This window comes from Legionella genomosp. 1 (assembly GCF_900640215.1).
Classification (GTDB): domain Bacteria; phylum Pseudomonadota; class Gammaproteobacteria; order Legionellales; family Legionellaceae; genus Legionella_C; species Legionella_C quinlivanii_A.
Window position 1 is genome coordinate 84,707 of record NZ_CAAAJH010000009.1, and the last position, 25,195, is coordinate 109,901.

The following is a 25,195-nucleotide window of genomic DNA, read 5'->3' on the forward strand; positions in this document are numbered from 1 at the left end:
GCTTTACATTTTCATCGACTGCGACAGCTTTTCAGCTAATACTGAAAAAAGGAGCATAGGTTTGAGTTGGTTGAAAGCAACCTGTCTCAGTTTGAGAAATGCTTTTGTAAATTTAAAATTACCATCTTTCAAAAGATGGTAAGCCGGCTTATTACGGGCCAGCTCGTGCAAAAACTCCTCTCGTGAGGAGAATAAAATCGATGGCGTTTGAAATCCTGATGCGGGGGAGTTGATTTTCCGAATCACAGTCTCTTCGCTTTGCCTCAAGTCTTTCAAAATATCTGGGGGAATGGTTAATAATTTTGTGCCGGCAACTGAAAGCACTTGCTCTTTATTCCTGAAGCTCGCTGCCATAATTTCAGTAGAAATCGCATGGGCACTATAATAGTCAACAATGGATTGTATCAGCTCTACCCCCGGGGATTGTTTCGATTCGATATGATTATTGGAATAATATTCATTCAGACGTCCCACAAAAGGGGAAATAAGTGTAACTTTCGACTGTGCACAGGCTGCCGCCTGAACCAGGGAAAACACCAGAGTTAAATTACAATGGATCCCTTGTTTTTCCAATTCTTCTGCTGCCTTTATACCTTCCCAGGTTGCTGCTACTTTGATCAGAATACGTTCAGGTGCGATTCCATTTTTTTCGTAAAGGGAAATTAAGTATTGAGCCCGCTTGATTGTTTCGATTGTATCGAAACTTAAACGAGGATCCAGTTCACTGGAAATTCTGCCAGGAATTACCTGTAAAAGTTCTGTTCCAATTTTGGTGATGAAGCGTGCTGCAAAGCGAATGGCCTGCGGGTAGCCGGAATTATCATCTTTTTCAGCTTCGGTCAGGGCTTCTTTCAATGTCCGTTGGTAATCCGGATTAAGTGCGGCATCAAGAATCAGTTTGGGGTTGGTTGTTGCATCGCGTGTTTGAAATTCATTTAACAGTTTGATATCCCCAGTATCTGCAACCACTTCAGAATACTGTTTAAGTTGTTCTAGCTGGTTCATCATACCACCTCTCCATCATTGCCATGAATTGGGCTATATTGCTATTCCTGCTTATACAAGAATAGCAATAATTTGAGGAAGGTGCTGAAACCAGATTATTCCTCTATTTCAACCATTTCAAAATCTTCTTTTCCTGCTCCGCAATCCGGACAAAACCAATTCTCGGGAACGTCTTCCCAGCGAGTCCCTGGCTCAATGCCATCTTCGGGCCAGCCTTCCTGTTCATCGTAAATAAAACCACAAATCACACAAATGTATTTTTTGAAATCCTGCATAAATGAAAGTCTCTACCTTAAAAAAGCTGTAATTTAACGATTGTATTTTGTCTTGTAAAGTAAATTACAGTTAAGTATAGAAAGTGGTTATTTTTGATCAAATGGTTAAAAAAAGGTAGAATGACCGCTTTCTTAGGCAAAGGAGTCGTCGTGAGTCAGTCTCTACAACTTTTTAATGAAGCTCAGGCCATTATCCCCGGCGGAGTTAATTCTCCTGTTCGTGCATTTAGAGGAGTCGGCGGTGAGCCCATATTCTTTAAACAGGGGAAGGGAGCTTATCTCATCGATGCAGACAATCGGCATTATATCGATTATGTGGGATCGTGGGGGCCATTGATTCTTGGGCATTGTCATCCAAAGGTAATCGAAGCGGTTTCTACTGCTCTTCATAATGGAATGAGTTTTGGTGCGCCTACCGAGCTGGAAATTCGCCTTGCCGAAAAAATAATCCAGTTAATGCCCTGTGTTGAAAAAATACGTATGGTTAATTCCGGCACTGAGGCTACAATGACTGCGATTCGCCTGGCCAGAGGATTTACCGGAAAAAATAAAATCATTAAATTTAATGGATGCTATCATGGTCACAGTGATAGTTTACTTGTCAAAGCCGGTTCAGGTCTTTTAACTTTGGGCATCCCTTCAACACCAGGCATTCCGGCCAGTATTACCGAGCACACACTAACCGTCGATTTTAATGATCTGGCGTCTACCGCGAAGTTATTTGAAGCTTATGCCGATGATATTGCAGCGGTAATTCTTGAGCCGGTGGCCGGCAATATGGGATTTGTTTTACCTCGACCTGAATTTTTAAAAGGCTTGCGCGAACTTTGCGATCATTACAATTCGCTTCTGATTTTTGATGAAGTGATGACTGGTTTTCGTGTGGCATTGGGGGGCGCTCAGACCGTTTTCAGCATTAAACCGGATATTACGACATTAGGTAAAGTGATTGGCGGCGGCATGCCAGTAGGTGCTGTAGGCGGCAAGGCCGAGATTATGAGCCATCTTGCGCCAGAAGGAAAGGTTTATCAGGCGGGAACTTTATCTGGCAACCCTTTGGCAATGGCCGCGGGATTAGCCACATTAACTGAAATAGAAAAGCCTGGTTTTTTTGAAAATCTCGGGCAAACAACACAAAACCTGGTTCAGGCCCTGGCCGAAGTGGCAGACTCATTAAATGTACCATTTTGCTCAGCATCACTGGGCGGAATGTTCGGTTTCTGCTTTAGCGAAGCATCGCAGGTCTTTGGCTATGAAGACATTGCGGCATCTGATGAAGCACTATTTAAACGCTTTTATCATGGCATGCTTAACAAGGGCATTTACTTTGCGCCGTCTCTCTACGAAGCGGGGTTCGTATCCTCCGCACATCAGAAAGAAGAAATTCAGATGACGCAGGAGGCAGCGGCAGAGGTGTTGGAAGAGTGTTTTAAAGTTGGGGCCTGATTTTATTTTGTCTTGAGATTTGTTTTTCCCGCAGAGGATTTTAATCCCTCTCTCTAAATCTCACTACCATTGAGTTAAGCTCAGTTGTATATGAACTGTCCTCCCCGCGAAGGCGGGGATCCATCTCTAAGCAAGCTATGATGTTAACTGGAGAAAGGATTCCCGCCTTCGCGGGAAAGACAAAATTTCCTTAACTTAATGGCAAGTGTGTCTCTAACTCTCTCCACCGTAGGGAGAGAGGACTTTTAAGGAAGGTTCCTCGAAAACTGATTATTTAAACCCAAACACTTTCTCTGCAATCATTGCTTCTTCATCGCCCCGTATTACCAGAATATTATGACCTACATCCGAAATATTATTGCAGTTGTCGATCTTCTCGGAGTTTTTTTCCTCATCGATAAAAAAATTAAAATGCTTAAGCGGACTTAAAATCATTTTACGGATTTGAACGGCATTTTCACCAACCCCGCCAGTAAAAATAAGCGCGTCGAGTTGCTCTATTTGGCTGAGATAAGAGCCTATTACTTTTTGAATGGTATAAACATACATATAAATGGCCAGCTTTGCCTTCGGATCGCCTTTTGTGAATCGAGAGGATAAATTGCGCATGTCATTATCGCCGCCAATACCATAAAGTCCGCTTTTTTTGTTTAACAGATGATCTACCTCTTTGGGGCTTAGGCCTTTATCTATCAAATAGAGTGGAATTGCCGGGTCAATATCGCCGCAACGTGTTCCCATAACCAGGCCTGCCAGTGGTGTTAATCCCATTGTAGTATCTGCGGACATTCCTCGTTTAATCAGGCATGCACTGGCTCCATTTCCCAGATGCAGGCTGATGAAATTACAGGCGTTCAAAGGCTTATCGAGGAACTGAGCGGCGCGTCTGGCAACATATTCATGATTAATGCCATGAAAACCGTAACGCCTGATTTTAAATTGCTTACTGACTTCCATGTCAATTGGGTAATTGTAGACATGATCAGGCATCTGATGATGAAACCCTGTATCAAAAACAGCGACATGCACTGCTTCCGGAAAATTCTGCTGCGCCAGCTCAATCCCAATGACATTAACGGGATTATGTATCGGCGCAAGAAAACTTAATTCTTTAATTTGCTGGAGCGTTTCCGGAGTAATGATAGTAGGTTCAAACAAGTCAGTACCTCCATGTACAACCCGATGACCAATACGTGTCAGTGGATGATGGGCGAGATCTGATTTCAAACGGGTAGACAATAGTGAAAACGCCTCGGCATGATTGGCTAATTGCTCCTGGGAAACGGAGCTGGTTTTAAAGTGGTGATGCCAGCTGGCACTCGACTCGCCAATTCCTTCAATCAGACCGCTTAGCAAAAGCTTGTGACCTTTGCTGGAAAACGTATAGGCCTTGTATTTAATAGAAGAGCTGCCCGCATTAATTGAAAGAATATTCATAATTTTTCCCGGTTGACCTGAAGTGCCGTAACCAGAATCGTATTGATTACATCCTGGGGTGTGCAACCTCTGCTTAAATCATTTATAGGTTTATTTAACCCCAGTAATACAGGGCCAATAGCCAATGCACCACTTTCCCTCTGTACTGCCTTATAAGTGTTATTCCCTGTGTTCAAATCTGGAAAAATTAACACATTGGCTTTGCCGGCCACTTTGGAATCAGGCATTTTCTTCGCAGCGACTTCTGCGTCAACCGCTGCATCATATTGCAAGGGACCCTCAGCCGCTAACTTAGGATGTTTCTGACGTAAAATTTCCATGGCGCCTGCTACTTTCGCTACACTTTGGCCTTTTCCGGATTCTCCTGAAGAATAGGACAACAATGCCACTTTGGGACTTATTCCCAGCCTTCTTGCCATATCTACTGCCTGTTCAGCTATTTCTGCGAGCGTTTCACTGTCTGGTTCTGGATTAATAGCGCAATCGCCATAAATCAGCACTCGGGTAGGCATACACATGATGAACACAGAAGATACCTTGGAAATTCCAGGTTTTGTTTTAATAATTTCCAGAGCAGGACGTACGGTATCTGCCGTAGTGTGAGCAGCACCCGATACCATCCCATCGGCTTCACCACTGTAAACCATCATTGCGGCAAAATAATTCACATCTGTCATACGCTCAAGCGCAATGGGGAAATTGATATTTTTATGCTGCCTTAGTTTGAAATACTCATTAGCAAAAATTACCTTGTCAGTGGACTTGTCAATGTCAATAATACGGACATTGGGAAGTTCCAGTTCCAGGCGTTTGGAATGCATTTTGATTTTTTGCGGATCACCAATGAGCGTAATTCTGACTACATTGCGTTTGAGTAGATAATCCGCAGCAATGAGGATTCTGCTGTCTTCGCCTTCAGGAAGAACGATGTGGCATTTTTTTTCTCTGGCTTTGCGGATTAATTCATAGAGAAACATAGCCGGACTCATTGAGCGGATATACGTTTTGCTGCTTAATACACTCAACAAAGGCTGTGACAGATAAGGCACCAGGGCCTGCATTGCTGTTTTAACTCGTTCCTCATCATGGCTACTCAGGCTGAATTTCGCTGAAAATAATCGCGTGGCCGTTTCATAGGTTTTGTGTTCAACTAATAACACAGGGAAGCAATGCTCAAGACCCGTAATGATATTCCGGATAATAATACCTGGTTTTTCCCCGCCGGTCAGAACAATTCCAGCGATTTTGGGATAGTTGGCGGATTGTTCGGCCAGTAATGAACCCAGCAGAATATCGATTCGATCATCCGGGGTAATAATCAGCATGCCGCCTCGGTCCAGACGTGACTCGAGAAAGTTCCCAATAGTTTTTGCTGCGATGGTAAATTGCCGAACTGGTCTGTCCAGTTCCTCTTTACCGCAAAGTACTTCAGCCTCCAATAACTCTGCTATCGCTTTGACCGAAGGGCTGGATAACTGCTCAAATTCGGGGATAATTACAAGAAACGGGATAGATGCAAACTGTTTTTTAAATAATAATTCCGCCTCTGTTTCATCCTGCACACGGCTGATAATGATCCCGGCAACAGCCACATGGGAGCGCCTGCACATTTCAATTGCCGTATTGAGTACTGCCAGAGTATGTTCCAGTGTTCTGTCTTTTGAGGAAACGACCAGAAATAATGAGCAGTTTAACTGGTAAGCCATGTTAATGTTAAACTGAAATTCATACACATCATTGTCGCTTTCAAAATCAGTACCTTCAAAATAATCGAGAGACGAGGTGTTATCGAGCTGCGTTTTTTCAAGGACCATCCCGAACAGATCATCAGGCTGGGTTCGCATCATGGATATAGCCTGGTTTACGTCCATAATTGCAGGAACCACAGTGCCGGTGGTTTTTTCTAATAAGCACTTCTGGGCGTCGTCTTTTTCGCTGAAAAGCTTGAAGCAGCGAAACGCAATATGCTCTGCTAATAAGGTCGAAACGATACCCAGGGAGATAAATGATTTGCCCGCTCGTTTCTCTATACCTGATAGATATATTTTTTTGTGCATATTGATTCTCTCTGGGTCAGTCTTAGTTGATTTTAGACTATCCGGATATCCAAGTTAAGAACTTTAATACAGTTTTTTATTTGGTCACTCATTAAAAGGGTGGGGTAAAGGCATAGACAGCTTAATAATTGCATGGCATAGTCAAAACAGGCAATCTAACAGAAGGACGTATTGTGTCGACAGAAGATAGAATCCAATCAGCCTCAACTAATTGGCCGCAAGGTGTATTTGCTCTGTTTTGTATTCAGATTTTTTCGACTTTAAGCTTTAGCGTTCTCTATTCAACTCTTGTTCTTTATATGACAGGCCCGTTAAATCTCTCTGCACAGAACGCCAACAGCATAATGGGCGTATTTGTCGCATTTAATTTTGCTCTCCATCTGCTGGGTGGTTGCTGGGGTGGCCGCTATCTTTCCAACCGAATGCTGTTTAGCATTGGCATGCTTGCTCAGGTTATTGGCTGTATTTTGCTTTCAACGGAAAGTCTGACTTACCTTTATTATGGACTTGCCGCATTTTTGACAGGTTGTGGTTTGAACGTCACTTGTATCAACTGCATACTGACGCAATTGTTTTCTCCTGAAGATACTCGCAGAGAAACAGCCTTTTTATATAATTATGCCGGCATGAATATTGGTTTTTTCGTGGGATTTAGTTTAAGCGGGTATTTCCAGTTATCTCAGGGATATGAACGATTATTTTTATTAAGCAGCCTGGGAAATTTAATAGCGCTGGTTATTTGTCTTTATAATTGGCCATCTCTGGCTGATAAGGATACGGTTTATGCCAGGCTGCCAAGACAAAAGCAGAAAAAATTTCTTTTTTTAGGCGCCATAATGGTATTCCTGCTATTCCTTCTACTGCAGCCTTTGCTTCATTTCGCCGCGTTTGCTAACAAGCTGGTTCTGACAACCGGTGGAATAATGCTGCTGGTGATATTGTATATTGCAAGATCACAGGACACCCCTGTGGCTCGAGACAAGATTTATGCCTTTATTACGTTGATGGCGGTAAGCATTGTATTCTGGACCTTGTATCAGATAGGACCGATGGGTCTTACCCATTTTATTGACCATAATGTCCAGCGTCACTGGCTATTTGTTACCATTCCACCGCAGTGGTTCCAGAACATTAATACAATTTGTATCGTTATCGGCGGCCCACTATTAAGCGTGATACTAAATAAATTGAGAGCCCGTAATATTGGTGTAAATATCCCTACACAATTCGCGATTGCCCTGGTATTTATTGGCGTTGCCTTTGCAATATTACCTATAGGGATCAGTCATGCAGATGCCAGGGGACTGACTTCACCATTTTGGGTTGTTAGCAGCTTTATTTTACAGAGCGCAGGCGAATTATTAATTTCACCCATAGGCTATGCAATGGTGGGGAGCCTGGCTCCGGCCTCCTTGCAGGGGGTAATGATGGGAATGTGGATGCTGACCACAGGTGTGGGGGCAACGCTTTCGAGCTATAGCTCTAACTGGATGACTGCCGGGATGAATAGCGTTGAACCGCTTATTACGAACCCAGGATATGGCCGCGTGTTCCTTATTCTGGGTATAACGGCTATCGCTGCCGGTTGTTTGTTATTTACATTGACTCCCTTATTGAAGCGGTGGATGTATCAATCCACGCTTAGTTCAAAAACAAATGTCAGCACATTAGCTGCAATTGGATAAGAATTCAAGGATCACTGCCTGTTCATGAAGAGCTAATCGGGATACACTGTTGTCAGTTGTATTTTTTGAAGAGCTCTTCATGTGAGTAATCCCTTTATTCCTATAGAAACTGCCCAAATTGTCTGGCAAGAAAACACCCCTTATTCACTTTTGTACCAAGACTTCTATTTTTCCAGAGAAAATGCTTTGTCGGAGGCGAGAGGTGTTTTCATAGAAGGTAATGATTTAATCAATCGCTGGCTAAAATCACAGCCTCTTGCACGCAAGCAATTTTGTATTGGAGAAACAGGATTCGGAACTGCCTTAAACTTTCTTATAACCTGGCATTACTGGCTTCAACATGCGCCTGAAGAGGCAATATTATATTATTACAGTTGTGAAAAGCATCCATTATCTATTGCTGATTTGAAAAAATGTCTTGCTCAATGGCCTGAGTTTGAATGCTTGTCGGCCGAGCTGATTAGCCAGTATCCTTTATTGACGCCAGGATTTCATTATCTTTCTCTTTCCGAAGGAAAAGTCAAATTAATTCTAATGCTGGGCGAGGCAGACTCCTGTTTTAAGCAGCTATCAGTCTCAGGTGATTTAAAACTGGATACCCAGCTAAAATGTGCAGGATTTGATGCCTGGTACTTTGATGGCTTTGATCCTGAAAAAAATGAATCCATGTGGAGTGAAGATCTCTTTAAGGTGATTGCCTTGCTGTCCAGGCCGGCCTGCACCTTCGCGACACGGTCTACGGGAAACAGGGTTAAAGACAATTTATTAACCTGTGGTTTTATAATCAATAAACTAAATAAACTGGATGCGAAGACTGATATGCTAAGCGGGGAACTTCTCACCGCACGGTATAATGGCGGCAGACGAAGTACCCCCTGGCATTTTTCAACAAAAAAAGAAATAACAACCCGCAAAGCAGCTATTATAGGGGCAGGTCTTGCAGGAGCAATGACTGCCAATGCGCTTGCCCGGCGGGGATGGAAAGTCACAGTGCTTGAACGGGCAGCCAATCCAGCTCAAGGCGCCTCAGGAAACTCGCAGGCGATATTATATCCTCAGCTATCTGCTTTTAAATCTCCTCTGACCGATTTCATGCTGATGGCCTATCTCTATGCGCTGCGTTTTTATAAGCAATTACCAGCTATTGAAAAGTTTGCTGATTTAAAGGGTATTATTCAACTCGCTTATAGCGATAAGGAACGTAAATTACAGTCCAGTTTAAAAAAATGGCTCGAACTATATCCTGAAATGGCTGTTCCAATCGATGCAGAAGAGGCCTCTCAAAAGGCTGGTATTGTTTTGGAAAATGGAGGTTTGTTTATACCTGAGACCGGATGGATCGATCTGCCTGAGTTATGTCGTTTTTTACTTGAGCATCCAGGAATTAATACTCAGACTGAGACATCCATTTCTCAAATTCACTACGAGAATGGATATTGGCTGGTTAATAGCCAGAGAGCGGAAGTCCTGGTTATTGCAAATGGATATCAGGCAAGTCAGTTTGAGCAAACCAGCTGGCTGCCATTGAAACGAATCAAAGGGCAGATGACCTGGATTGATGAATCATTTGAAAGTCGTGCTTTAACCCGGCCGCTATGCGGCGATGGACATGTGCTTCCTGCGCGAAATGGCCTTCATGCTGTGGGTGCCACATTTGAATTAAATTTTACGCATGATCAAGTGGATGACCAGGGGAGTCAGCTGAATTTAAACAGGCTAGCCTCTCTGGCTGGTAATATATACTGGCAAAAAGAAGTGCGTGAACAATGGGCAGGTGTTCGAGCTGCAGCCCCTGATTATCTTCCAGTGGCAGGACCTGTGCCAGATGCGCATACTTTTTTGAAGCGCTTTGCAGGATTGGCCGATGACTCTAAACGCTGGATTGCGGCGAGTGGGAGTTATCTCCCTGGATTGTATGTCTGTTCAGGTTTTGGTTCGCGCGGCCTGACCAGCGTGCCTGTCTGTGCGGAATGGCTTGCCGGGCTTATAAATAATGAACCTGGGTTTCTGCCCAGAGACACTATCCGAGCACTATCAGCGGGTCGTTTTTTAATCAAACGTATTGTGTTTGGGAAAAAATAGTAATTATGCACAAAAAATAGATTCTGCGTTCAAATAACTTTTCCTTGATTCTGATTGCAGAGATAGTTAATCTTGGCAGCATTTGTTAAGACCGACTGCCATGAGGGGTTTGTTGTGTTAAGTATTGAAATTTTTCAAATAGATGCGTTCACTGACAAGATTTTTCATGGTAATCCAGCAGCTGTCTGTCTCCTAAGCGATTGGTTAAATGATGAGTTGATGCAGGCAATCGCGGTAGAGAACAATCTGTCCGAGACTGCATTTGTCATTGAAACGAGTAATGGCTTTCATATCCGCTGGTTTACTCCTAAAGGCGAAATCAGTCTTTGCGGCCATGCCACTCTGGCAGCTGGATTCGTTCTGTTTGAACTGGGCAAGTGCAGCGGTGATGTGATTCATTTTTCCAGTATCGGCGGGCAGTTAAGCGTCAAAAAGAAATCAGAGCGTTACATGCTTGATTTCCCAAGACTCGGGTATTCTCAAATCCACGCACCGGAACAATATGAGACGCTGCTCGATCAGAAAGTAGTGGAGTTTTATGAAAGTGAACTGGATTATCTGTTTCTGCTTTCTGATGAAACTGCGGTCGCTTCGGCACAAATAGATTATCGAAGTTTAAGCTTATTACTCAAACGCGGTTTAATTATTACGTCAGCTGCAGCAGACCATGATTTTTATTCGCGCTGTTTTTATCCCAAGCATAATATCACTGAAGATCCGGTAACTGGATCAGCGCATTGTGTACTGGCACCATTTTGGGCTGAACGCTTGCAAAAGAATACTTTAAAAGCAGTTCAGGGTTCTTTAAGAAAAGGCGAGCTTTGGTGTGAGGTGTCCTCTGACAGAGTCTATATAACTGGCAGCTGCAAGTGGTTTCTTAAAGGCCAGCTGGTGATTTAGGCCAAGGGCCCAACCTACAATAATTCCTTAACTTAATAGCAGTGAGGGCTAGGGTGAGGATTGCTTTAAGGGGAGAAAAAATTTTTAAGGCATCGTCTGAATGTCCGTGGCAAGTTTAAATATTATGGTTTATGCTGAATAAGTCGTCGGTAAAGACGATTTTTATAAATTGACTAAGGATAGTTAAAATGATGAACAATTGGAACAGTGTTATTTTCTTAAAAACTGAAAAATCATCTTCTGACATGATGAACATGATGTCCAAATGGGACGGCATAGAAAATATGTGGTCAACCACCGGCGATTGGGATTGGTGCATCAAGCTGGATAGCAAATCTTCAAGTCCTGAGAAAACTGAAGAGTTTGTTAATCGCATGCGTGAAGGCCATTGGGCTACTCAAACCAAAACCAATTGGTGGAAGCAAATCGATAAACGATAAGCTGCAATTGTTTCGAATGTTAAAGATTTAGTGCGCAATCCAGACTAAGCATTAATGATTTAGTTTGGATTGCTCCCCGTAAGCCTCGCTATAGTGTTGTATTCATTTAAGCTCTTGCTATTTCACATAAATTGCTTTTTAAAACTTCTGTCTTTTCGTCTTGCCATACATCATCCATCATGTAAAAATGCCAACACACTCAGGATGGAATCATGTTATGACTGAATCTGCAGGGAAACGATTTAGGTTATTAGTAAAAACCCAGGCGCCACTTCAGGTGATGGGAACAATTAATGCGTATTGCGCTATGCTGGCAGAGCGTGCAGGTTGCCAGGCAATTTATTTATCTGGAGCAGGTGTCGCCAACGCATCTCATGGTTTACCGGATTTGGGTATGACCAGTTTGCAGGAAGTTGCTGAAGATGCGCGACGGATCACCTCTGTTAGCGAGCTTCCACTTTTAGTGGATGTCGATACCGGTTGGGGGCATGCATTCAACATTGCCAGGACAATCAGGACAATGGAAGATGCGAAGGTTGCCGCCATTCATATAGAAGATCAGGTTATTGCCAAGCGTTGCGGCCATCGCCCCAATAAAGCAATAGTCAGTATGAGCGAAATGGGCGATCGGATAAAAGCCGCGGTGGATGCGCGTACTGATGAACAGTTTGTCATTATGGCAAGAACGGACGCTTACTCGGTAGAAGGCATGACTGCTGCTATTGAGCGTGCCCAGCTTTGTGTAGAACTGGGTGCTGATATGATTTTCCCAGAGGCAATGGCTTCGCTTGATGAATATAAGCAATTCACAGACAGTTTGCCTGTGCCCGTTCTGGCAAATATCACCGAGTTTGGCAAGACCCCTCTATTCACGCGCGATGAGCTGAAGAAGGCAGGTATCAGCCTTATTCTTTACCCGCTGAGTGCTTTTCGAGTCATGTCAAAAGCTGCTTTACAAATGTATGAAACAATTCTGAATCAGGGAACCCAGTCTTCATTGCTTGACTCAATGCAAACGAGAGAAGAATTATATGATGTTTTGGGATATCACCGCTATGAACAAATTTTGGATCAACTGAGGGAGAAAGAGGATGGTCAATAATACAGCCGGATTAGCTGGAGTTGTTGCTGGGCAGTCAGCAATTTGTACAGTAGGGAAAGCTGGAAAGGGCTTAAACTACCGTGGATATTCGATTGATGACTTGGCCCTCTATGCCAGCTTTGAGGAAGTGGCCTATCTTCTTCACTACGGTCATTTACCCACTCAAAAAGAGCTGGATGCTTATAAAGACAGATTGATGAGCTTGCGTAAATTACCTGAGCCATTAAAACAAGTCCTTAAAATGATTCCCAGGAATTCACATCCGATGGATGTATTGAGAACAGCGTGCTCGTTTCTTGGAAACATTGAGCCAGAAACTGATTTCAAGCAGCAATATGATATTGCTGATCGCCTGCTAGCCTCATTTCCAGGAATGATTTGTTATTGGCATGCCTATCATTTTGAAGGTAAGGAAATTAGTCTTGAAACCGATGAAACCTCCATCGGTGGCCATTTTCTGGCAATGCTTCATGGCAGAAAGCCCGAAAAACTCGAACGAGATATGATGAATGTTTCATTGATTCTCTATGCAGAGCATGAGTTTAACGCGTCTACTTTTGCTGCCAGAGTTACTGCTGCCACATTATCTGACTTTTATTCTGCAATTACTTCAGCTATTGGTACTTTGCGTGGACCCTTGCATGGCGGTGCCAACGAAGCGGCGATGGAAATGCTGGAACAGTTTAAAAACCCCGATGAGGCAGAATCACGGCTGATGTCAATGCTGGCTAATAAAGAAAAAATTATGGGATTCGGCCATCGGGTCTATACCGTGAGTGATCCGCGTTCGGATATTATCAAGGAATGGTCGAAGAAATTAGCAGAAGTGCGTAATGACACTCAGTTATATCATATTTCTGAGCGGGTTGAAGCTGTGATGCGCAGAGAAAAGAAGCTCTTTCCCAATTTGGACTTCTACAGTGCCTCGGCATACCACTATGCAGGTATTCCAACTCCTCTGTTTACACCGATTTTTGTGATGTCCCGTATCACCGGATGGGCTGCCCATGTCTTTGAACAGCGAGCGGATAACAAGCTGATCAGGCCTACTTCAGAATATACCGGACCAGAGCCAAAATCTTACCTGCCCATTGAAAAACGAGGTTAATATGCATTCCTATGTTGAAGATAATGTAAAACCAGATTATGACTCGGTGATTCAGGATATTGCAGACTATGTTCTGAACTATGAAATAAATAGCCCTGAGGCTTATGAGACTGCCAGGCTGTGCCTGATGGATACTCTGGGCTGTGGAATGCTGGCGCTTAATTTTTCAGAATGCACCAAGCTCCTGGGGCCTGTTGTACCGGGGGCTGAGCTGCAGGGTGGGGCGAGAGTGCCAGGAACTTCCTACGAACTGGATCCGGTTCAGGCGGCTTTTAATATTGGCGCGATGATTCGCTGGCTCGATTTTAACGATACCTGGCTTGCGGCAGAATGGGGACATCCATCTGATAATTTAGGGGCAATTCTTGCAGTTGCCGACTACATAAGCAGACTCAATTTAAAGCAGGGCAGGTCGCCTTTGTATATGCAGGATGTCTTGACTGCTATGATCAAGGCGCATGAAATACAGGGTTGTCTGGCACTGGAAAACAGTTTTAATCGTGTCGGACTGGATCATGTTTTTCTGGTCAAAGTGGCCAGTACAGCGGTGGCAGCCCAATTATTGGGTGGTGATCGCGATATGCTGTTACGATCCTTATCGCAGGTTTTTGTCGATGGTCAAAGCCTTCGCACCTATCGCCATGCGCCTAATGCCGGTTCGCGAAAATCCTGGGCTGCCGGCGATGCTACCTCCCGTGCAGTTCGTCTGGCATTGATTGCCAAGGCGGGTGAAATGGGTTATCCAAGCGCCTTGTCAGCACCCAAATGGGGCTTCTATGATGTGCTTTTCAAAGGCAAGCCATTCGCTTTCCAAAGATCCTATGGCAGTTATGTTATGGAAAATGTCCTCTTTAAATTATCCTTTCCGGCGGAGTTTCATGCACAAACTGCAGTGGAATGCGCAGTTAAACTTCATCCGGAGGTTATTGCAAGGTTTGATGAGATTAATCAAATTAAGATGATTACCCACGAATCGGCTATTCGTATCATCAGTAAGCAGGGGAAGCTTCATAATCCGGCGGATAGAGACCATTGCCTGCAGTACATGGCTGCTGTTGCCTTATTGCATGGTGATTTAAGAGCTGAGCATTATGAAGATGATTATGCTTCCGATCCACGAATCGACCAGCTGCGGGAACTGATGCATGTTACTGAAAATGAATCTTTTTCCAAAGATTATCATGATCCGGACAAGCGTTCGATTGCCAACAGTATGCAACTGGTGTTTAAAGATGGAAGCCAATCTGAACTGATAAGCATTGAGTATCCAATTGGACATAAGAGACGCCGTGCTGAAGGGATCCCGGTGTTAAATGATAAATTTATGCGTAATCTGAAAACCCGCTTCTCAACGCCACAAACTGAAAAAATAGCCTCTGCCATGTATGATACCAATTCACTGGCTGCGATGTCTGTGGATCAATTTATGGCGATGTGGCAGGTTAAATAACTAAGTACGGAAATTTGTCATTCCCGCGAAGGCGGGAATCTATTCCTCGGTTGGCTTTATAGCGAGTTCAGAGATGGATCCCCGCATGCGCGGGGATGACAAACTAAAACTTTCTCTTTATATTTGCCGCGGCGAGGATCTTGGTAGCGATTTCTTCAATAGAAAAGCGGGTCGAATTCAAATAGGGAATGTTCTCGTGTTTATACATTGCTTCAACCTCTGCAATTTCAAGCCGGCATTGTTCAGCTGAGGCATACTGACTATTTGGACGGCGTTCGGTTCTTATGTGCTGCAGACGTTCAGGATCAATAGTTAAGCCAAATAATTTACGCTTGTAAGGCCGTAATATCTCGGGTAGATGATAATGGAGTGTGTCTTCCTCAGTAAAAGGATAATTGGCGGCCAACACACCAAAATGCAAAGCCATATAAAGACAGCTGGGTGTTTTGCCAGAGCGTGAGACACCCACAAGAATAATATCGGCTTTATCGTAATCTCTGATTTTGATGCCATCATCATGCATCAGGGCATAATCGACTGCCTCAATGCGATTACTGTAGGATTGGGAATTAGCAACCCCATGAGTACGGCCTACAGTGTAGGATGATTTTGAGTGCAGTTCAGTCTCAAGCGGGCCGATAAAAGTATTAAATAAATCAAAAACACAGGCCTCTGCCAGTCGAATCGTCTTAGCGATTTCCATATTGACTAATGTCATAAACAGCAAGGGTTTAACGCCGGTTTCTTTATAGCAGTTGTTTATACGCTCAACGACTTTTTCGGCTTTTTCATGAGTATCCACATAAGGGATGGTTTGCTTTTCAAAAACGATATTTTCAAACTGGGTCATCAGGCTATTGCCTAAGGTTTCAGCAGTAATCCCGGTGCCATCTGAAATCATAAAAACATACCGTTTCATTCTTTTGCCTTTTGGTTTAGCAGATTGACACTATATTACAAAATTTATCCAGTTTCGGCAAACTTGGCAAGAGTGCATTCTTCTGCTATGTTGAATTTAATCATAAAGTTATAGAAACAATTTGAATGACTGAATTAAAAGAGAAAACAAGAGATTTACACGCAATTGCCACTGAAATCCAGGCAATAGCTCAAATTGGACTGGCATACAGCAAAGATCCCTTTGATCTCGAGCGCTACCAGCAATTAATGCGAATTGCCGCAGAATTGTTTTCACCTCTTTGCGACTTAAATTCCGAGCATCTTTCTGTAGAATTTCTTACAGAAATTGGTTATTCCTGTCCTAAAATAGATGTCAGGGCCTTTATTCGTAAAGATGATCAATTATTATTAGTCAGAGAGGCTCAGGATAATAAATGGTCTTTGCCTGGTGGATGGGCGGATGTAAATCTATCGCCTTCGGAATGTGTGGCTAAAGAGGTATTGGAGGAGACAGGGCTAATCTGTCAGGTAAACAGATTGCTTGCGCTCTGGGATACAGCAAAACATGATCATCCGCCACATTGGCCCTATATTTATAAATGTATATTTGATTGCAATATCGTTGGTGGGGAGTTTTCTGTGAGCCATGAAATCAGTGATGTTAAATTTTTCCCTTTAGATGATTTACCGCCGTTATCGCGCTATCGAATAACAGTTTCTCAAATAGAAAAACTGGTTGATTTACAAAGGGATGCAACTTTATGCACTGTATATGATTAAGAGGATATGCAATGGAACCCAGTCGATTTGAGTACAACAATAAGTTGTTCATAACGGGTATGATTAGTCTTGCCATGTGTCTGGTACTGATTTGCCTTGCCCTTTATCTGTTTCCTTATCTTATTTTTAACTGGGTTTATGATGTGCCAGAATTTGCGATTACCTTTCGCCAATGGTTAGTTGAAAAGTACGGCATTAGTGAAATAGCGGCGGGTTGGAGTGTTTTTCTGATGTTTTTAATTCCGGCATTGATTACAGGGCTTATCTCTTATAGTACCTCCAATGCCATCGATAATAAAATTCACGGCTTTGACAAGCCTTCAGATGAGAAAGAAGAACAGAGTAAGAACAGACTTGAGAGCGTGACATTCGGATCGCAATTGTTACTTTTAATCATAGGAATAGTAATGCTTGTGCTTTTTGTGGATTGGTTAATGTTTTCGATATGAGTTATATCTCATAAATACAAGGAATTTGGGGGTAATCATGACATTTTTTAAACGTTATAAAATCAAATCGCTCAATAAAAAATTAAAGGCTTTGCAGCAAAGTCGTTTAAGTACTCAGCCGAGCGAAGAGGCTCTGATTAAGGAGCGCGCAATTTATAAAACACTGATTGATATTTATAAATCCCTGAGAGGAAAGAAAAAGTATCCATTTGCTGATCAGATGATTCGGGAGTGCCAACGCGCAGCCGCAGCAATTGATGATGCAGAAGCCCAGTATCTGCTGGGGAAAGATCTCCTGGAGGAAGCTAAATTCAGAGAGCAATTGGAAAAAGATAAAATCTTTTCCAGCACAATCAATGAAAAACATATGACTCAATTGTATGACGAAGCGCATGCCTATTTTATTGCTGCACAGAAACTGAATCACATCCAAGCCAAACGCTTGCAAGGACTTGCTTATATCAATGGCTGGGGTGTTGAGCCCGATCGTGAGAAAGGGTTTGAGATGATTGTTGCCAGTATCAATCAGGAAAATAGCTGGGATAAGGTACCGCAAATCTTTGCCTCTCTCGGTTTAAATAAACCTGAGTTCTTTTCTGCCCTAACTAAACTCAGAGGCAAAAGTTAGTACTCCTATTTGCTTCTTCTATACTGCCTTGCTCCTAACTTCTACGTCCCTCGGCTTGTCCGAGGGATCCAGAGGTCTGATAGATAAACTGGATTCCCCGCATAAAGCGAGGGACGTAGGAGTAAGAGTTAAAGCCTTATGTAATTGCTCTTAGGCCCACGCAAAGGAGTTGAACCACTTCAGAACTCAAGGTTGTGCCAAGGGCACAACCTACATGCAATTGCAGAATTTCCCTAACTTAATGGCAGTGGGGACTAGCCGCAGGGCGCAGTGGAGCTGTGTGCCAGCTCAAGCCAACAAGTGAATAGGTCTGAGCTTTAAAAGCCCTAACCTTTATGATATAACAGCGTGGATCTGAAGTGGTTTAATCAAAGGAAAACATGATGTTATCAGGAAAGTTAGGGAAGCTGGCAGCACTTTCAGTTGGTCTATTATCATTCTCTGTATCTTACTCAAACACGGGTCAATCAGTCGATACCTCCATTTGGGAAACCTACCAGGGCAATGCTGCCCATACAGGATATGTTCCCATCGCCATTGATCCTGAACTGATCAAAAAGCTTTGGGCAGTACCCGTGGGACAGGACGGCTTTCCAGGTTGGAGAACTGAAGTTCATCAGGCCTCCATTGGTCAGAAGTATGTATTTGTCTCAAGATATAACTATGGCCAGGCAAATTCATTAGAAGCATTTTCGTTTACAGACGGGCAGGTTGTCTGGACCGCAGATTTAAACCACGTGGCCGTTCAGCCAAGTGCCTATCATGATGGTGTGGTTTATGTACAAACGGTGTATAGCGATTCGTATAAAACCAGGCTTAGGGCATTTGATGAAAATACAGGCGAATACATTTTTTCATCGCATTTTCCTGCACAATACCAGGATTACAAGGCGCCTGTGATTGATGAAGGCGTCGTGTTCATTAGCTCTGGTTATTACTCTGGAATTACTGCTTTTGATGCACATAAAGACAATAAACTTTGGCATACTCCTTTTCCTCGTTTGTCTAACGGAGCTTCTCCTGCTGTAAATAAACAGTATGCCCTTTATTATAATGCCGGATACCTGTATAAGCTTGATAAAAACAAAGGCAAGGTTCTCGCTAAAATTCACGATGACAATTGGGAATGGAGTAATGACTATGATCCAACTCCCGTCCTCTTGGGTGATTCTGCTTTTGTGACCAGTAATCATTTCTTAACTAAATTTAATATTGCAGAAGATAAAATTGAATTTGCAATTTCTAATGTGTCCAGCAATCCATCAGTGGATGATAAAAACGTCTATGTTATTAAAGACTCTCATCTTACGGCAATCAATGCAGAGACAGGGAACGTGGAGTGGAGCATTGATAAGTCTGAATATCATAAAGTTGAGGATCTCCTGGTCACTAAAAACCTGGTTTTTGTTTCGGATGGGAAAGAAACAAAAGCCTATTCAAAATCAAAAAAACATCAAGTGGTTTGGCAGGCACCCGTAGGGGGTAAAATGTCTTTATCATCCAGAGGCTTGTTTATAGTTTCTAAAAAAGCAACGCTTACAGCTTTTGATATAAACAGTACCGTAGAAGCTGAAGTCAAATAAAATAGTCAAACCCGTATTATAAATAGGAACCGCCTTCATGAATGAAGATAGCATAATTGTTAATCCCGAGAGCACTTCCACAGCTAGTAATTATCCCGCCACCGAAATATTAGAGGACTGGAGTGACAGTGACTCATCCTCTGATGAGGACGATTCGCTTCATATTACTCATTTTTCCAGAGAGTGTATTCTGAAACTTAAAATTCAAGTGGATGAGCGCTCCCTTGAGCCGGTATATCAGCTAAGCGCAGTTCCCTATGTGGCAAAAGAAGATCCCTTAGCGAAGCTAAAAGAAAATACCTGGTGTATCCGGGATCAACAAGCTGTCTTTGATCATTTTCAAATTTCAGGCAAGGATGAAATTCTTTCACAATTCAAATCACTTCTAAACAGAACCCCTTTGGATATTGGTGATACACGCTATTATCTCTCTTTCCATGCAGTCATTGGCGGCTCTCTGGGTAAACATCTGCTTCCTGTCAGGTATTATTCACGCGAGTATTCCAAGGAGCAATTTCGTTTATTTATTAGTGTTGCTGATCTTTTGCTGCGCAATGTAAGTCTTGAAGATAATGCAATTAATGAGGCTTTTGAGTATCAGCAACAAGCTTATGGACTTTTCCTTTCACCGGAAGAAAGAAAAGAAATAATCAACAAATTAAACTACCATCCAGCACGTGCCCGAAAGAAACATCTCAATACAATTAAAGCGCAATGGTCAGTTTCAGAGAGCCCTCAGATTGGATATTCTAATCCTGCAATCGATTATCTTCATACATTTAGGAGTTGGCTTTCAGAGCAGTTAGTTCGTTTTACACGGGCGACGCCGTACCCTGTTCCTCAGACAGAGGAAGTACAAGAAGAGGACCGCTTCAATGTTATTGCCAGATTAAGAGCCAATCAATATGATTCCCTGACTGCTCAAAAAAATGATCTAAAACGATTGATTGAATTACGCTCATCATATCAACCTGATGATGGATTTTACGCCCGTCTGGTCCATACCTCCAGGTTATCAAGAGAGTTTTGGCACTCAATTAATAAACCAGAATGCTGGGAAAATCCGGAAATAATTGAAAGGGCCAGACAATTAGTTCTGGAAAATATTATCTTAAGCGATGAAATTCTTGCGGATATGGAGTATTTCATTCGTGAAGCTGGTTTTGAACCCACGCCATTCCATGTAGCAGCACTTTTAGATAATCAGGGTTTGCCTTTTGGCAGAACATTTATTTATTCAGGTATTGTTGATTTTTACGCCTACTTCAGAGAAAAACCTTGGACTCATGTTGTAAATGGATTACTTATTAATGGTAAACCAGCCACAGGTTTTGAATTCGCTGAACCTGCGCAAACCAATTCACTGTTCTTTAATAAGAATACTCAGGAATATAAGCTGCGTAAGCTATATAATACATTCATAAAGTACGGTTTTTATCAGAAATATGGTGAAGAGGAAGAGGGAGCAGATTTTAGAAGGACGCTAAGTGTTGCGGACAATCGATATGTTAACTGGACTTCAATTGATAAGAAAATAAATAAACCTTGTCCTGAAACCTGGCCGCAATTTTTTAAACGAAATATCCTGGGTGGCGAACAGCCTACGGAAGAATCTTATACTTATTCACATCCAGTGTATGACACCAGACCCACCTAATGAAATATTTAGAGTAGGGAAGATACGGACCTTATAATGAACCACTAAAAGCTCTCATACCTTCTGGGAGCTCTGATAGCATTCAGTAATGCAAATTAGCTTCTGAGTGAATAATTTTGCTTTTTAGTTAAGCAATGCGATCACTGCATTGAGGTAAAAAGCGAAGACAAGCCAAATAATATAAGGTAACAATAATGAAAACACTAATTTATTCGTGGTTCGGATTTTTACCATTAATATCAAATTAATCATAATAAGAATCATTAATAGAAAAGCGCTGAAAATCAAGTAATGAAACTGAAAGAAAAATGGCGTCCAGACCCAGTTTATAAGCATCTGGAGTGCGAATAAGTAACGGAATGAGTCAGAATAAATATGTTTTTCTTTATTCCATAAAGTCCAGGCTATGAATGCAAGTATCACATATAGAATTGTCCAGACAATTGAGAAAACGAAGCCTGGAGGGGTGAGAGCTGATTTATTAAGACTTTCGTACCAGGGGTGTAGGTTGCTTTGTGTTAATAATCCTAATGAAAAACCTATCAATTGAAATATAAGGATCCAGATTAGTAATTTAACGAAGTGGTTCACAGTCAAATTCATCTCCATGAAGTCAACATATCTTTTCATTGATTATTGTCAGAATTGATATATATTTCCAGGAGAAGTTGTTTTGATTAGGATTATAGTATTTACCATAAGGTAATTTAAGAGTGAAAACATATAAAATAATAAGTATTTACATCCTTTCCTATTTCTTCTTTGGTGTCATAGTTTTTCTTTTAATATTTGGCTTCGCTGATAGCTTTAAAATTTTAAAATCTTCACCACTTAGCAAAGACATAAATGGAGCAATAATTTTATTTTCGTCACTCATAGCCAGTGTCTTAATAATTAAAATAATGAAAAAACGTTTGTCACACCAGCCGTATCCCTATTTTCTATTAGGTTTTTATATTGGGAATTTATCTTTATTGTTAATGTTCCTATTAGATGCTTTGTTGAATAACTATGTGGTTTGGAAATTCCCTGAATTTTTATTAGTATTTTTTGCGCCATTTATGGAGTTATTTATCTCCTACCTCTTTGGTTTTGCATTTTTGGCATTAATTCCCTCTTGTTTAAGTGCATATATCCTTTTCAAAGTAATACAGAGCAAAGAAAAAAAACTTCTTAAGCCTGGTAGTAAATAGGTATTTCATAACTTTCATTGCCATTCGTTAAGGAATCCATTTGTCAGTGACTGGATACTGAAAATTTGATTCAAATCAATCGGAGTGGTATAATTACTGCACATCTGGATTAATATTTGTTCTAGCATGCGTCTTTCGGATAAGCATTTATTCTTTACAGCCAGCAGCGAAATGCAAGAGCTGATCAAGCCTTTAGAAAAATACAATATTAATTATTTTACTTATAATAAAAATTATTTAGATGGTTCCCGTATTCGTCTTACCACAAATGCTCCTCACTTAAAGGCTTTTCTGGAGAATGAGTTTTATAAAACTGGTAATATCGATGCCAGTCCTGAACTTTATCTGAATCAGGCAATGCTTTTTTCCTCCTTAAAAAATCAAGTGATAGTGGAATGGGTGCGCGTTAACTTTCAGATTGATAATGGCATTTATATAGTACGAAAATCTGAAACTTACACAGAGTTTTTCTGTTTTGCCACCTCATCAAATACGCAAGGCATGGTCAATTTTTATTTAAACAATCTAGATTTTTTGCAGCAATTTTGTGACTATTTTAAAGATCAAGGTAAAAGCCTGATCGAACGTGCTGAAAAAAACAAATTAATCCATGAATATAACAGCACCCCGATTGAGATCTGTGAGAAAGCCGATATCAACTCTCTATTGAACACCGATACCGAAAAAAAACTGACTCCAAGACAATTGGACATTGCACTATTTCTCATGCAAGGCAAACGAGCAAAAGAAATTGCCCAGAGCCTGCATTTATCTTTCCGAACGGTAGAAGACCACATCTCCATATTAAAAAATAAATATCAGGCTCGTAACATTATTGAATTGGTTATTAAAATAAATAATCAATTAAGAGCTTGATTTGATGCCTTTGCTGTTAATCATGAGCAGAACAATTCACCTTTTTACCGAGTCACAGCCAAAATCCGAGATACCAATGGATTATTGATTTGCCCCAAAATAAAGCGACTAGTGCAGCGAAGCATAAAAAAGGGCCAAATGGAATCGGGGTATTGCGGTCTTTATCCTGTAAACGGAGATATATTAATCCGATAATTGCCCCGCAAAGGGATGCTAAAAGCAAAATCAGAGGAAGCATTATCCAGCCAAACCAGGCACCAAAAGCGGCAAATAACTTAAAGTCTCCATTGCCCATTCCTATCTTACCAGTTATGAGGTAGAAGATTTTCATAATCGACCAGAGAAACAGGTAGGCCGCTGCGGCTGAAATGACTGCATTGGGTAAATCTGCAAATAGATGCTGTGTATTAGCCAAAAGTCCAAGCCATAATAAACTTAGGGTCAGATTATCAGGAAGGATCTGATGTTCAAGGTCAATATAGACCATGATAATTAATATCCATAAAAACAAAAAAATAAGCGGCAATAGCCAGGTAAAGCCGAATACCCAGGTCGCATAAAGACTAAGGGCGCAGGTCAGCAACTCAATAAATGGGTATTTAAATGGGATATTTTGCTTGCAGGATTTGCACTTTCCACGCAAAAAGAGATAACTGAACAGTGGAATATTAGCAATTGCCGGAATGGTTTTTTTACAGGAAGGGCAGAATGAACGGGGGAAAAAAAGATTAATATTTGCTGCCGGTTTTTCTGTTTCAAGGTTCAAAAGACACTCGCACTCCTCAGTCCATTGTCGTTTTAACATAATTGGCAAACGATAAATAATCATATTGAGTACACTGCCTACTGACAATGTAAATAGAGCTATGAAAGAATATAATACTGCGGGATGTAGTTGTGAGAGTTGATCAAGCATGAAATTACACCACAGAACCAAGTTTGAAAATAGGCAGATACATAGCAACAACCAATCCGCCCACCAAAATACCCAGAATCGACATAATTATCGGTTCTAACAAACTGCTTAGGGCATCAACGGCGTTGTCAACCTCTTCCTCATAAAAATCAGCTACCTTGCCTAACATCTTTTCAAGAGTACCTGATTCTTCACCAATGGCAACCATTTGTATCACCATATTAGGAAACATATGGGTATTGTGCATAGCAAGCTGCATTTGCTGGCCTGTTGAGACATCCTGGCGAATCTTGTCGGTAGCCTCTGCATAGAGGATATTTCCTGTCGCACCGGCGACTGATTTCAGTGCATCCACCAGCGGTAATCCTGCTGCAAAGGTTATTGAGAGCGTTCGAGCGAATCGAGCGATAGACGCGTTGACGAGAATAGTACCAATAATCGGAATTTTAAGCAGGCTGCGATCGATGGTATGCGCAAATTGAGGTGAATGATTTTTTGCATAAATAAAGGCATAAATAGCACCCCCCAGCAATCCAAAGATAATATACCAATAGGATTGGAAAAACTTTGATAAATCAATAACGCCTCTTGTCAAAGCAGGTAAGTCCGCGCCAAAGCCTTCAAAAAGGGATTGAAATTGCGGCACTACAAAGATGAGTAATGCAGCGGTTACCAGAATCGCAACGATAAGGACGGCGATAGGATAGGTTAATGCTTTTTTAATTTTCTTTTTAATGGTTTCGATTTTTTCTTTATAGGTGGCAACCTTGTCTAGCATGATATCCAATGAACCGGATTTTTCCCCGGCATCCACGAGATTTGTAAACAATTCATTGAAATACACCGGATGCTTTGATAATGCTTCCGCCATGCCCGTACCGGACTCAATATCTTTTTTTACATTTTCCAGCAGTTTGATCATCCTCGCATTCGTTTGGCCTTTTGTGACAATATCAAAAGATTGAATGAGGGGGATTCCCGCGGCAATCATAGTCGCGAGTTGCCGGCTAAAAATTGTGATATCTGCCTGCTTGATTTTTTTATTTTTTCTATCAAAAAAGGGCTTTCTCTTTTTGACTACTTTTTTAACGATATAGCCTTGCTTGTTTAAATCGGCTTTAGCCAGAACTAAAGTCTTGGCTTCAATTATCCCCTTAACCTTTTCTCCGGCCCGATTAACGCCTTCCCAGCGAAAGCTTTTTAAATTATTTTCAGTTTTTTCCATA

General features: G+C 41.8%; 23 protein-coding genes. 15 read left to right on the forward strand and 8 right to left on the reverse strand.

What is annotated here, in order from left to right; translation table 11 throughout:
- Nucleotides 1–3 precede the first annotated feature (3 nt).
- Both E1O89_RS09885 and E1O89_RS09890 read right to left on the reverse strand, forming a co-directional pair.
- Nucleotides 4–1,008, reverse strand: coding sequence for a transaldolase family protein (locus tag E1O89_RS09885; protein ID WP_133140023.1), 1,005 nt, complete (start codon nucleotides 1,006–1,008; stop codon nucleotides 4–6).
- Between the two features lie 92 nt (nucleotides 1,009–1,100).
- A complete protein-coding gene (locus E1O89_RS09890; protein ID WP_058508349.1) occupies nucleotides 1,101–1,280 on the reverse strand; it encodes a rubredoxin in 180 nt (59 codons plus the stop codon).
- 150 nt (nucleotides 1,281–1,430) lie between these two features.
- Between E1O89_RS09890 and hemL the strand changes: the two genes are divergently transcribed.
- On the forward strand, nucleotides 1,431–2,726 hold the full coding sequence (gene hemL / locus E1O89_RS09895) for a glutamate-1-semialdehyde 2,1-aminomutase (protein ID WP_165483121.1): 1,296 nt from the start codon (nucleotides 1,431–1,433) through the stop codon (nucleotides 2,724–2,726).
- A gap of 270 nt (nucleotides 2,727–2,996) precedes the next feature.
- On the opposite strand, the gene E1O89_RS09900 is transcribed toward hemL, so the two are convergent.
- Both E1O89_RS09900 and pta read right to left on the reverse strand, forming a co-directional pair.
- On the reverse strand, nucleotides 2,997–4,163 hold the full coding sequence (locus E1O89_RS09900) for an acetate/propionate family kinase (RefSeq protein WP_133140025.1): 1,167 nt from the start codon (nucleotides 4,161–4,163) through the stop codon (nucleotides 2,997–2,999).
- Complete coding sequence (gene pta, locus E1O89_RS09905; protein ID WP_133140026.1) at nucleotides 4,160–6,220, reverse strand: phosphate acetyltransferase; 2,061 nt, start codon at nucleotides 6,218–6,220, stop codon at nucleotides 4,160–4,162. Before pta ends, E1O89_RS09900 begins: the two co-directional genes overlap by 4 nt.
- A 173-nt stretch (nucleotides 6,221–6,393) precedes the next feature.
- On the opposite strand from pta, the gene E1O89_RS09910 reads away from it, so the two are divergent.
- The 7 genes from E1O89_RS09910 (at nucleotide 6,394) to E1O89_RS09940 (ending at nucleotide 14,987) form a co-directional block, all read left to right on the forward strand.
- Nucleotides 6,394–7,905, forward strand: coding sequence for a peptide MFS transporter (locus tag E1O89_RS09910; RefSeq protein ID WP_133140027.1), 1,512 nt, complete (start codon nucleotides 6,394–6,396; stop codon nucleotides 7,903–7,905).
- Between the two features lie 81 nt (nucleotides 7,906–7,986).
- Nucleotides 7,987–9,987: a bifunctional tRNA (5-methylaminomethyl-2-thiouridine)(34)-methyltransferase MnmD/FAD-dependent 5-carboxymethylaminomethyl-2-thiouridine(34) oxidoreductase MnmC gene (gene mnmC / locus E1O89_RS09915; protein WP_133140028.1), complete on the forward strand. Its 2,001-nt coding sequence runs from the start codon at nucleotides 7,987–7,989 to the stop codon at nucleotides 9,985–9,987.
- Between the two features lie 114 nt (nucleotides 9,988–10,101).
- Entirely contained in the window at nucleotides 10,102–10,887 is a 786-nt protein-coding gene (locus E1O89_RS09920) for a PhzF family phenazine biosynthesis protein (protein ID WP_133140029.1), read from the forward strand.
- Nucleotides 10,888–11,078: 191 nt separating this feature from the next.
- Nucleotides 11,079–11,327, forward strand: coding sequence for a hypothetical protein (locus E1O89_RS09925; protein WP_058508394.1), 249 nt, complete (start codon nucleotides 11,079–11,081; stop codon nucleotides 11,325–11,327).
- Between the two features lie 217 nt (nucleotides 11,328–11,544).
- Nucleotides 11,545–12,429 carry a methylisocitrate lyase gene (gene prpB / locus E1O89_RS09930; protein ID WP_133140030.1) on the forward strand — a complete coding sequence of 295 codons (885 nt, stop codon included), beginning with the start codon at nucleotides 11,545–11,547 and terminating at the stop codon, nucleotides 12,427–12,429.
- Nucleotides 12,419–13,537, forward strand: coding sequence for a 2-methylcitrate synthase (gene prpC / locus E1O89_RS09935; protein ID WP_112218401.1), 1,119 nt, complete (start codon nucleotides 12,419–12,421; stop codon nucleotides 13,535–13,537). The genes prpB and prpC overlap by 11 nt, the downstream gene beginning before the upstream one ends.
- A 1-nt stretch (nucleotide 13,538) precedes the next feature.
- Complete coding sequence (locus tag E1O89_RS09940) at nucleotides 13,539–14,987, forward strand: bifunctional 2-methylcitrate dehydratase/aconitate hydratase (protein WP_133140031.1); 1,449 nt, start codon at nucleotides 13,539–13,541, stop codon at nucleotides 14,985–14,987.
- A gap of 103 nt (nucleotides 14,988–15,090) precedes the next feature.
- On the opposite strand, the gene E1O89_RS09945 is transcribed toward E1O89_RS09940, so the two are convergent.
- Nucleotides 15,091–15,906: a pyruvate, water dikinase regulatory protein gene (locus E1O89_RS09945; protein WP_133140032.1), complete on the reverse strand. Its 816-nt coding sequence runs from the start codon at nucleotides 15,904–15,906 to the stop codon at nucleotides 15,091–15,093.
- A gap of 125 nt (nucleotides 15,907–16,031) precedes the next feature.
- Between E1O89_RS09945 and E1O89_RS09950 the strand changes: the two genes are divergently transcribed.
- The 5 genes from E1O89_RS09950 to E1O89_RS09970 all read left to right on the forward strand — a co-directional run bounded on the left by E1O89_RS09950 (nucleotide 16,032) and on the right by E1O89_RS09970 (nucleotide 20,984).
- Complete coding sequence (locus tag E1O89_RS09950; protein WP_133140033.1) at nucleotides 16,032–16,667, forward strand: NUDIX hydrolase; 636 nt, start codon at nucleotides 16,032–16,034, stop codon at nucleotides 16,665–16,667.
- 11 nt (nucleotides 16,668–16,678) lie between these two features.
- Nucleotides 16,679–17,116, forward strand: a complete 438-nt coding sequence (locus E1O89_RS09955) for a hypothetical protein (protein WP_133140034.1) — start codon at nucleotides 16,679–16,681, stop codon at nucleotides 17,114–17,116.
- A 37-nt stretch (nucleotides 17,117–17,153) separates the two neighbouring features.
- Nucleotides 17,154–17,744, forward strand: coding sequence for a hypothetical protein (locus E1O89_RS09960; protein ID WP_133140035.1), 591 nt, complete (start codon nucleotides 17,154–17,156; stop codon nucleotides 17,742–17,744).
- Between the two features lie 380 nt (nucleotides 17,745–18,124).
- Nucleotides 18,125–19,327, forward strand: coding sequence for a PQQ-binding-like beta-propeller repeat protein (locus tag E1O89_RS09965; protein ID WP_133140036.1), 1,203 nt, complete (start codon nucleotides 18,125–18,127; stop codon nucleotides 19,325–19,327).
- A 37-nt stretch (nucleotides 19,328–19,364) separates the two neighbouring features.
- A complete protein-coding gene (locus E1O89_RS09970) occupies nucleotides 19,365–20,984 on the forward strand; it encodes a hypothetical protein (protein WP_133140037.1) in 1,620 nt (539 codons plus the stop codon).
- A gap of 123 nt (nucleotides 20,985–21,107) precedes the next feature.
- On the opposite strand, the gene E1O89_RS15795 is transcribed toward E1O89_RS09970, so the two are convergent.
- On the reverse strand, nucleotides 21,108–21,614 hold the full coding sequence (locus tag E1O89_RS15795) for a TspO/MBR family protein (protein ID WP_133140038.1): 507 nt from the start codon (nucleotides 21,612–21,614) through the stop codon (nucleotides 21,108–21,110).
- A gap of 83 nt (nucleotides 21,615–21,697) precedes the next feature.
- Here E1O89_RS15795 and E1O89_RS09980 point away from each other — a divergent pair, with 83 nt between their 5' ends.
- Both E1O89_RS09980 and E1O89_RS09985 read left to right on the forward strand, forming a co-directional pair.
- Nucleotides 21,698–22,177 (forward strand): hypothetical protein, encoded by a 480-nt coding sequence (locus E1O89_RS09980; protein ID WP_133140039.1) that lies wholly within the window; start codon nucleotides 21,698–21,700, stop codon nucleotides 22,175–22,177.
- A gap of 171 nt (nucleotides 22,178–22,348) precedes the next feature.
- Complete coding sequence (locus E1O89_RS09985; protein WP_165483122.1) at nucleotides 22,349–23,053, forward strand: response regulator transcription factor; 705 nt, start codon at nucleotides 22,349–22,351, stop codon at nucleotides 23,051–23,053.
- 52 nt (nucleotides 23,054–23,105) lie between these two features.
- Here E1O89_RS09985 and E1O89_RS09990 read toward each other — a convergent pair whose 3' ends face one another.
- Nucleotides 23,106–23,969 carry a prepilin peptidase gene (locus tag E1O89_RS09990; protein WP_133140041.1) on the reverse strand — a complete coding sequence of 288 codons (864 nt, stop codon included), beginning with the start codon at nucleotides 23,967–23,969 and terminating at the stop codon, nucleotides 23,106–23,108.
- Nucleotides 23,970–23,973: 4 nt separating this feature from the next.
- On the reverse strand, nucleotides 23,974–25,194 hold the full coding sequence (locus tag E1O89_RS09995; RefSeq protein ID WP_133140042.1) for a type II secretion system F family protein: 1,221 nt from the start codon (nucleotides 25,192–25,194) through the stop codon (nucleotides 23,974–23,976).
- Between the last annotated feature and the right edge of the window lies 1 nt (nucleotide 25,195).

Coding starts and splice junctions, on each gene's coding strand:
- E1O89_RS09885 (WP_133140023.1), bottom strand. CDS start 1,008: ATGATGAACCAGCTAGAACAACTTAAACAGTATTCTGAAGTGGTTGCA.
- E1O89_RS09890 (WP_058508349.1), bottom strand. CDS start 1,280: ATGCAGGATTTCAAAAAATACATTTGTGTGATTTGTGGTTTTATTTAC.
- E1O89_RS09900 (WP_133140025.1), bottom strand. CDS start 4,163: ATGAATATTCTTTCAATTAATGCGGGCAGCTCTTCTATTAAATACAAG.
- pta (WP_133140026.1), bottom strand. CDS start 6,220: ATGCACAAAAAAATATATCTATCAGGTATAGAGAAACGAGCGGGCAAA.
- E1O89_RS09925 (WP_058508394.1), top strand. CDS start 11,079: ATGAACAATTGGAACAGTGTTATTTTCTTAAAAACTGAAAAATCATCT.
- prpB (WP_133140030.1), top strand. CDS start 11,545: ATGACTGAATCTGCAGGGAAACGATTTAGGTTATTAGTAAAAACCCAG.
- prpC (WP_112218401.1), top strand. CDS start 12,419: ATGGTCAATAATACAGCCGGATTAGCTGGAGTTGTTGCTGGGCAGTCA.
- E1O89_RS09940 (WP_133140031.1), top strand. CDS start 13,539: ATGCATTCCTATGTTGAAGATAATGTAAAACCAGATTATGACTCGGTG.
- E1O89_RS09945 (WP_133140032.1), bottom strand. CDS start 15,906: ATGAAACGGTATGTTTTTATGATTTCAGATGGCACCGGGATTACTGCT.
- E1O89_RS09950 (WP_133140033.1), top strand. CDS start 16,032: ATGACTGAATTAAAAGAGAAAACAAGAGATTTACACGCAATTGCCACT.
- E1O89_RS09955 (WP_133140034.1), top strand. CDS start 16,679: ATGGAACCCAGTCGATTTGAGTACAACAATAAGTTGTTCATAACGGGT.
- E1O89_RS09960 (WP_133140035.1), top strand. CDS start 17,154: ATGACATTTTTTAAACGTTATAAAATCAAATCGCTCAATAAAAAATTA.
- E1O89_RS09965 (WP_133140036.1), top strand. CDS start 18,125: ATGATGTTATCAGGAAAGTTAGGGAAGCTGGCAGCACTTTCAGTTGGT.
- E1O89_RS09970 (WP_133140037.1), top strand. CDS start 19,365: ATGAATGAAGATAGCATAATTGTTAATCCCGAGAGCACTTCCACAGCT.
- E1O89_RS15795 (WP_133140038.1), bottom strand. CDS start 21,614: ATGAAAAGATATGTTGACTTCATGGAGATGAATTTGACTGTGAACCAC.
- E1O89_RS09985 (WP_165483122.1), top strand. CDS start 22,349: ATGCAAGAGCTGATCAAGCCTTTAGAAAAATACAATATTAATTATTTT.
- E1O89_RS09990 (WP_133140041.1), bottom strand. CDS start 23,969: ATGCTTGATCAACTCTCACAACTACATCCCGCAGTATTATATTCTTTC.
- E1O89_RS09995 (WP_133140042.1), bottom strand. CDS start 25,194: ATGGAAAAAACTGAAAATAATTTAAAAAGCTTTCGCTGGGAAGGCGTT.